At 73.0% G+C, this 7,679-nt stretch carries 7 protein-coding genes; 1 reads left to right on the forward strand and 6 read right to left on the reverse strand.

The genetic code is table 11. The features are described from left to right. The 5 genes from AB8Z36_RS24040 to AB8Z36_RS24060 all read right to left on the reverse strand — a co-directional run. Nucleotides 1-348, reverse strand: a 348-nt coding sequence (locus AB8Z36_RS24040; RefSeq protein WP_369215444.1) for an ATP-binding cassette domain-containing protein, incomplete at its 3' end; no start/stop codon positions are given. Nucleotides 349-350: 2 nt separating this feature from the next. Beyond that, nucleotides 351-1,421: an ABC transporter substrate-binding protein gene (locus tag AB8Z36_RS24045; protein WP_369215445.1), complete on the reverse strand. Its 1,071-nt coding sequence runs from the start codon at nucleotides 1,419-1,421 to the stop codon at nucleotides 351-353. A gap of 238 nt (nucleotides 1,422-1,659) precedes the next feature. After that, a complete protein-coding gene (locus AB8Z36_RS24050) occupies nucleotides 1,660-1,743 on the reverse strand; it encodes a putative leader peptide (RefSeq protein ID WP_369215450.1) in 84 nt (27 codons plus the stop codon). A 149-nt stretch (nucleotides 1,744-1,892) separates the two neighbouring features. Then, nucleotides 1,893-3,122 carry an acyl-CoA dehydrogenase family protein gene (locus AB8Z36_RS24055; protein WP_369215446.1) on the reverse strand — a complete coding sequence of 410 codons (1,230 nt, stop codon included), beginning with the start codon at nucleotides 3,120-3,122 and terminating at the stop codon, nucleotides 1,893-1,895. 232 nt (nucleotides 3,123-3,354) lie between these two features. Next, entirely contained in the window at nucleotides 3,355-4,839 is a 1,485-nt protein-coding gene (locus AB8Z36_RS24060; protein ID WP_369215447.1) for an FAD-binding oxidoreductase, read from the reverse strand. Nucleotides 4,840-5,014: 175 nt separating this feature from the next. Here AB8Z36_RS24060 and AB8Z36_RS24065 point away from each other — a divergent pair, with 175 nt between their 5' ends. Continuing rightward, nucleotides 5,015-7,075 carry a helix-turn-helix domain-containing protein gene (locus tag AB8Z36_RS24065; protein ID WP_369215448.1) on the forward strand — a complete coding sequence of 687 codons (2,061 nt, stop codon included), beginning with the start codon at nucleotides 5,015-5,017 and terminating at the stop codon, nucleotides 7,073-7,075. A 4-nt stretch (nucleotides 7,076-7,079) separates the two neighbouring features. On the opposite strand, the gene AB8Z36_RS24070 is transcribed toward AB8Z36_RS24065, so the two are convergent. Then, the coding region (locus AB8Z36_RS24070; RefSeq protein WP_369215449.1) for a TetR/AcrR family transcriptional regulator at nucleotides 7,080-7,679 on the reverse strand (600 nt) is incomplete at its 5' end.

A 7,679-nucleotide genomic window follows, 5' to 3' on the forward strand; every position in this document is an offset into this window, starting at 1 on the left:
GCCCTGGGCCGTGCGCCACGGCAGCAGCGCGTACTGCTGGAAGACGGTGCCCCGGTCGAGGCCGGGACCGGTGACCGGTTCGCCGTCCACCAGGGTCCGCCCGCCGGTCGGCCGGGTGAGTCCGCCGAGCAGGTCGAGCAGCGTCGACTTGCCGCAGCCGCTGGGACCGACCAGGACGAAGAACTCGCCGTCCGCTATCTCCAGGTCGATGCCGTCGAGCGCGGTGACGGACGCGGCAGCGGGCCCTGATCGCCGGGTGCCCGCGCGGCCCTTGACGGCGAACTCCTTGCGTACGTTCTCGAACACGATCTTGGGCGGGGCGGATACGGGGGTGGTGCGGTGCGGCATGGTCAGCTCCCGCTCTTGTATGAAGCGCTGGTGTCTGAGGCGCTGGTGTTGGAGGCGTTCTTGACGGAGGCGTTGTACCGGTTGGTGTAGAGGCCGGCCCGGGTGACCTGGCCCTTGTCGATGTCGCCGCGCTCGGCCAGCCAGTCGATCCAGAGCTGGAGTTCCTTGCCGGTGATCAGGCCGCCCTTCTCGGCGACTCCGTAGGACTTCCAGTACTTGAGCGGAGCGGGGTCCTCGTTGCGTCCCCGCTTCTTCACGATCCCGGTCATCCGGTCGATGACCTCGTCGCGCGGTGTGGCACGGGACCATTCGATGGCCCGCCCGACGGCGGTGACGAAGGTGCGCGCCGTATCGGGATTCTGCTTCAGGAAACGGTCCGTCATCACGAAAGTGCCCGCGCTGAAAGCACCGAGAAGCTTGTAGTCGGTGAACAGCGGGCGGATTCCCCCGGTCGCCAGGGCCTTGTCGCGCAGGACACCGCCGAGTACGGCCACGTCGATCTGTTTCTGCCGCAGCGACTGCTCGGTGTTGACCGGCGGAACCACCAGCGGCTCGACCTTTTCCCGGTCCTCACGGGAGAGCCCCGCGCGTTGCAGATAGATGTCGAGCATGGCCTCCGAATGGGCCCCGAGGGTGTTCATCCCGACCTTTTTCCCGATCAGGTCGCGGGGCGATCGAATGGGGCTGTCCTTGCGTACGTAGAAGCCGTTGTAGGCGTCCTTGTCGGCGCCGTAATAGCTGATGACCGCCTTGATCGGGGCGTTGTTGGCGGCCAGTTTCACGACCGCGCCGTTGAAGGCGCCGCCGAAGTCCGTCTGGCCCGTCGCCGCGGACTGGATGTCCTGGGGGCCGCTGATCGTGTTGCCGACCCACTTCAGCTGCACGTCCTCCAGATAGCCCAGATCGGCGGCGAGTTCGGGCAGGGTGACCTGGCCCGCCCAGCCCTGGTACCGGAGTGTTCCGGTCCGCCCTCCGCCGGACGTGGCGGTGGCCGAGGCGCCGCAGCTCACGGCCGCCGCGGAGAGAGCGAGCAGGGAGAGGAACTGACGTCGGGTCGATGCGTTGACGGCCATGGGATACGTCCTGTTCGAACCAGTAAGGGCACAGGGGAACGGGCGGGGATACGGAGAAGCGGCCGACGCGTACGGAAGGGCCGTCGGCGGTGCGAAGAGAAGCGCACGGAAAGTGCGTGCGCCGGAGGGAGCGCGTACGGATGAAGCGCGTACGGAGGGAACGCTTACGGAGGGAGCGTGTGCAGAACGAGCGTGTGCGATAAGAGCGTGTGCGGAGATCGGCGCCCGGCGGCGGGATTCAGCGCCCGGCGGCACAGATGGCGCTGGCCTGACGTCGCAGATCGACGTGCAGGCGCGCGGCGAATTCCTCGTGCTTGCTCACACGAAGAGATTCGCAGCGGAGATCGGCGGGGTCAACGCCGGGAGCGAGGGCTTATGTCTCTCGCAACGCAGGAAACCCGAGTGAAGCGCGGCGTTCACAATCGCCGCCATTGTGTGCCGCATTCCGGGCGCGCGGCGGGCGGGACGTCGTCAGGAAGGCAGGGTGAAGGGCGGGTGCGAGCCGTTGAGGAAGAAGTCCCCGACGTCATGGAGCCGGTGGGCGCCGGGCGCGTGCAGCGCGTGGGTCCGGGCGTTGCGCCAGAAGCGGTCGAAGCCCAGCCGGGCGGAGGCGGAGGTGGCGCCGATCATGTCCAGGGCGCGGGTGGTGGACTCCTGCACGGCCTCGGCCGCGGCGGCCTCGGCCATCGCGACCAGGATCGAGATCTCCGCGTACTCGTCGTAGGAGAGGTTCGCGCCGCGGTCGAGCCCGGCGCCCACGGCGTCCAGGGCCTGCGCGCCGAGTGCGGAGGCGGAGCGGGTCAGGACCGTCAGTTCGCCGTACACGGTCAGGGCGTGCGGGTCCTGTGCGGCTCCGGCGGGCCACGCGGGCCGCCAGGCCGAGTGGCCCGCCCGGCTGTACTCACGGGCCTCGGCGAGCACTCCCTCGGCGATGCCGAGCCGGAGCTGCACGGAGAGCAGGCGGCCGACGGGGGAGGCGAGGGCGGCGGGCGGCGAGAGGATGTCCTCGTCGGCCGAGAGCGAGCCGAGCACGTCGTCGCGGGCCACCCGCACGCCGTCGAACTCCACGGTGCCGCCTGCCGCGAGGCGCTGGCCGAAGGTGTCGGCATCGTTGTCGATCCGCACGCCGGGGTGGGTGGCGTCCACGACGACGGCGAGCGGCTCGCCGGTGTCGCCGCGCATCGCCCGCACGGCGAGCCGGTCGGCTACGAGGACTCCGGTGGTGTACGTCTGGCGACCGCTCAGCACGTAGCTGTCGCCGGACTTGACCAGGGTCAGGGGCGGTTCCCGGTGCGCGAAACCGCCGCCCCAGCACGACTGCTCGGCCGCGGTGCGCCGCTCGATCCGGTCGGCGAGCGCGGGCTCGCCGAAGAAGCGCGTGCTCCAGGACAAGAAGTAGTGCGAGCCGAGGAGCTGGGCGATCGAGCTGTCGGCGGCGGCGATCTCCCTGACCACCGCGTAGGCCGTGGACCAGTCCGCGCCGCCTCCGCCGGACCCGGCGGGCACGAGGAGCGTCAGAAGGCCCGCCTCACGCAGCCGGGACACCTCGTCGAACGGCGTCTTGCCCGCCTGGTCCCGCGCCGTCGCGTCGGTGGCCAGATCGTCCGCCGTCTCGCGGGCCACCCGCAGCCAGTACGCCCGGCCCGGTCCCGCGCGCTCCGACTCCGGGGCCGGAACGGCCGGCGCGATGGCAAGGCCCATGGGGGAAGTCTCCTCGAAAGCGGTCGCGGGGGCGCGGCGTCGGATCCTCATCCTCCGCACTCGTCGGGCGGGCCGTCAATACTTTCCTAGTAAATCGATAGGGAAAGTAGGGAAGGCGACCCGGGTTGGCTCGAAGTGGCGGTTGGAGTGACGCGACGAGCAGGGGCGCGCCCGTGCCGGTGGTGGCGGGCGCGCCCCTGCCGAGGAGGTGGCACCGGGTGCGGTGACCGGCTCAGCCGATCGCCTTGCCCGGGTTGAAGAGGCCGAGCGGGTCGAGGGAGTCCTTGACCGCGCGCTGCATCGCGCACACCTCGGGGCCCAGTTCGCGGCGCATCCCGTCCCGCTTGAGCAGGCCGACACCGTGCTCCCCGGTGACCGTGCCGCCCAACTCGACCGCGGCGACGAGCAGTTCCTCGAACGCCGCCTGGGCCGCGAGGCGGGCCGCCTCGTCGCCGGGCGGGGTGATCAGAAGCGGGTGCAGATTGCCGTCGCCCGCGTGGGCGATCGTGGCCAGGCGGACCTCGTGGTGCCGCCCGATCTCCTCGGTGCGGGCCAGCATCGCCGGCACCGCGGAGCGGGGTACGCAGACGTCCTCGGTGAGCACCGGGCCGAGTCGTTCGAGCGCCGGATACGCGAGCCGCCGTACCTCGAAGAGCGCCTCCGCCTCCACCGGGTCCGTGGAACGCTCCGCCCACACCGCGCCCGCGTCCGCGAACGCCGCCGCGACGGCCGCGGCCTCCTCGTGGCCCGCCTGGCCGGGGGCGTCGACCCGGGCGAGCAGCAGGGCCGCAGCGCCCGCCTCGATGCCGAGGTGCTTCCAGTCCTCGACGGCCTCCATGCAGGCCCGGTCGAGGAGTTCGAGGGCGGCGGGCTGAAGGCCCCGGCGCGTGCACAGCGCCACGGCGTGTCCGGCGGCGACGAGGGAGTCGAAGGCGCCGACGACCGTGTACGGCTGCCGCGTCAGCGCCGGGCGCAGCCGCAGCGTCACCTCGGTGATCACGCCGAGCGTGCCCTCGGAGCCGACGAAGAGACTCGTGAGGTCATAGCCGCTGACACCCTTGGTGGTACGGCGGCCGAGCCGCACCGCCGTGCCGTACTCGCCCGCGGGACCGCCGACCACGGCCTCCAGGCCGAGCACATAGTCCCGGGTGACCCCGTACTTAAGGCAGCACAGGCCGCCCGCGTTGGTCGAGACGTTCCCGCCGATCGTGGACCAGGGGGCGCTGGCCGGGTCCGGCGGGTACCAGAGGCCGTGCTCGGCGACGGCCGCCTTGAGGTCGTTGTTGACCACGCCGGGCTGGACGACGGCGAGCAGGTTCTCCTCGTCGATCTCCAGGACGCGGTTCATGCGCGACAGATCCAGGACGAGACAGCCGTCGACGGCGTTCGCGCCCCCGGAGAGCCCCGTGCCCGCGCCGCGCGTGACCACGGGCACGGCCAGTGCGGCGCAGACGCGCACCGCCTCCCGCACCTCCGCCGTGCTCCGCGCGCGCAACGCGGCCAAGGGGCGCCCCGCGGGCGCCCACTCCGCGTGGTCCGCGGCGACGGCTGTGAGGATGCCGGGGTCGGTGATCAGCCGACTGCCGGGCAGCGCTCCGGACAGCGCGTCCAGCTTGCCGGACGGCGCGTCCAGCTTGCCGGACGGCGCGTCCGGCGTTCCGGCCGGCGCGTTCAGCGTTCCGGTGCCGCGGTGGTCCCTGTGGTGCACATCGTCCATGGTCGTGTTGGCGTCCCTTCCTCCACGTTCCCCGTGAGGCTAGCCGTGGCCCCCGTGACGCCGGTATGGGGGATTTCCACGAGGCAGGGGCCACTGGCCGGAGATTTCCTCCAGGGACGGCTCCCCGCTTCCGCCGCCTGGCCGGAGGGCGCCGTGATCGCGCACGATGGGCCCTGTGACCGATGAGATCCAGGGGCCGGGGCCGGGCGAGCCGTGGCTCGCGATGCTGGCGGCCGGAGCACCGAGGGCCGCCTTCCACGAGCGCAGGCTGCGGCTGATCGCGGAGGCCGCCGAGGCCGACCGCCCGCGCGTGGAGGCCGACGCGGCCAACGCGCGGCTGATCGAGGAGAGGCTCGCGGACCACCGCCGGTCGGCCCGTGAGCTCGCGGTCCTCAACGACCTCGCGCGCCGCCTCGCCTCGCTGCACGACACCCGCGAGGTGCTGTACGAGGTGGCCGTGCAGTCGCGCCAGCTCCTCGGCGTGGACGTCGCGTACATCATGCTGCGCCGCGAGGGTGCCCTGCGCATCGAGGTGGCCGACGGTTCCATGGGGTCGGCGCTCAGCGGCACCGTCCTGCGCGAGGGCGAGGGCATCGGCGGTGAGATCCTGCGGACCGGCCGCCCGCTGTGGAGCGAGGACTACCTGCGGGACGGGCGGCTGCGGCGCGCCCCGGGCGTCGACGCGGCGGCCGCCAGCGAACAGCTCGGCGGCATCCTGGGGGTGCCGCTGCGCGTGGCCGACGAGACGCTGGGCGTGCTCCTCGCCGCCGACCGGCGCTCCCGGCGCTTCACCGAGCACGAGGTCGAACTCCTCGCGGGCCTGGCCGCCCACGCGGCGCTCGCCCTGCGCAACGCCTCGCTGTTCGAGCGGTACGAGACGGCCGTACGCGACATGCGCGCCGTCAACGAGAGCCTGCGCCGCACGAACACGCAGCGCCAGCGGGCCACCGAGCTGCGCGAGGCACTCTCGGAGCTGGTCATCCGCGGCGGCGGCCTCACCGACGTGGCCGACCTGATCGGACAGGTGGTGAACGCCTCCGTCGCGGTCGTCGACCCCGGGGGCGCCCTCCTCGCCGAGGGCCGGTCCATCGGCCGCACCCCGCCTGTTTCCCGTGCTGGTGCTGGTGCTGGTGCTGGTGCTGGTGCTGGTGCCGGGGCGGACGCCTTGCCGCGAGAGGCGTGGTTCGAGCGCGAACGGACCTGTACGTGGGCCCTGGACGACCGGCACGCGGCGGCCACGGCAGTGGCTCTGCGCGAGGGGTACGCGGGGTGCGTCCTCGCGGTGTCCGGCGCCCCCTTCGACGCCGACGCGCTGCGGCTCCTGGAGATCGGCGCGACCACCGTGGCCCTGGTCATCGCCTCCGAACGGGCGGTCGCGGAGGCGGAGTCGCGCACCCGTGGGGAGCTGGTGGCGGCGCTGCTCGCGCCGGACGCCGAACCGGCGGGCATCCGCCGCAGGGCGCGGGCGGCCGGGATGGACCTGGACGCGATCCGAACGGTGATGGTGCTCGACGCCGCCCCCGGCGAGGAGCACCGTGCGGCACGACTCGCCGCGCGGCTCGCCGCCGCACTGGACGGCTGGACGGCGGGCCACGCCGAGGACGTGGTCGTGCTGCTGCCGAAGGTGACCCCCGAAAAGGCGCGGGAGCGCCTGGTCGGCCTCTGCGCCGGACGCGCGGAAGCCGGGTACGCGGAAGCCGGGCGCGCGGATGCCGGGTACGCGGAAGCCGGGCGCGCGGATGCCGGGCGCGCGGAAGAGGCCGGTGGCTCCGGTGCGGCCGGGCTGCCCGGCGCGGTCGGCGTCGCCGGATGCACCGGCGGACCGGCGGCCGTCCGTGCGGCACACAGGTCCGCCCGGCAGACGGCGGATCTGCTGCTGGCGCTCGGCCGCGAGAGGACGTGCGCGCTCGCCGAGGAGCTGGGCGTCTACCGGTCGCTCTTCAGCCACGCGGGCCGCAGCGACCTCCGGAGCTTCGTCGAGGCCACGCTCGGTCCGCTCCTGGAGACCCCCGGTGGCCGCAGGCCCGACCTCGCGGAGACCGTGGAGGTGTTCCTGCGGGAGTCCCAGCACCACAGCCGCACCTGCGCGACCCTGCACATCCACGCCAACACCCTCTACCACCGCCTGGACCGGATCACCGCGCTCCTCGGCCCGCACTGGCGCGATCCCGAGCGCGTACTGGAGATGCAACTCGCGCTGCGGCTGCGGCGGTTGATGACGGCGGTGGCGCTCTGAGGAGTCACCCGTCGGACGCGGGTGAGTCCCCGGTGCTCCGCAACCCCCGCAGGAGCAGCGCCACCATGCGCCGGGGGTCGTAGTCGGGGTCGCCCTCGCGGACGACGCAGAGGTTGCCGATGCCGCGCATCAGCTCCAGCGGCCGGGTGCCGGACGCGATCTCACCGGAGTCCGCCGCCGCGTCGAGCAGCCGCGCGCACACCGGCACCAGGCGGTCCAGGAAGTAGGCGTGCAGCGCGTCGAAGCCGCCGCCGTCCGACTGCATGGCGTTGGCCAGGCCGTGCTTGGTGACCAGGAAGCCGACGAAGAGGCCGACCCACTCCCGCAGTGCCGCGAAGGGGGAGTCCGCCTCCGTCAGCAGGCGCGGTCCGGCCTCGGCGCAGGCCTCGACCTGATGGCGGTAGACGGCGACGACGAGATCGGCGCGGGTGGGGAAGTGGCGGTAGATCGTGCCCATGCCGACGCCCGCTTCGGCCGCGATCTGCCGGATCGGCGCGTCCACGCCGGAGGTGACGAACACCGAGGCGGCCGCCTTGAGCAGCGCCTGCTGATTGCGCTGGGCGTCTGCGCGCTTGCTGCGGGCGGGCCGTKGCTCGTCCGAGGG

The organism is Streptomyces flavofungini (assembly GCF_041028215.1).
GTDB lineage: Bacteria > Actinomycetota > Actinomycetes > Streptomycetales > Streptomycetaceae > Streptomyces > Streptomyces flavofungini_B.

Bases quoted from the DNA above. Each gene is read 5' to 3' on its own strand.
- AB8Z36_RS24045 (WP_369215445.1), bottom strand. From the start codon at position 1,421: ATGGCCGTCAACGCATCGACCCGACGTCAGTTCCTCTCCCTGCTCGCT.
- AB8Z36_RS24055 (WP_369215446.1), bottom strand. From the start codon at position 3,122: ATGGGCCTTGCCATCGCGCCGGCCGTTCCGGCCCCGGAGTCGGAGCGC.
- AB8Z36_RS24060 (WP_369215447.1), bottom strand. From the start codon at position 4,839: ATGGACGATGTGCACCACAGGGACCACCGCGGCACCGGAACGCTGAAC.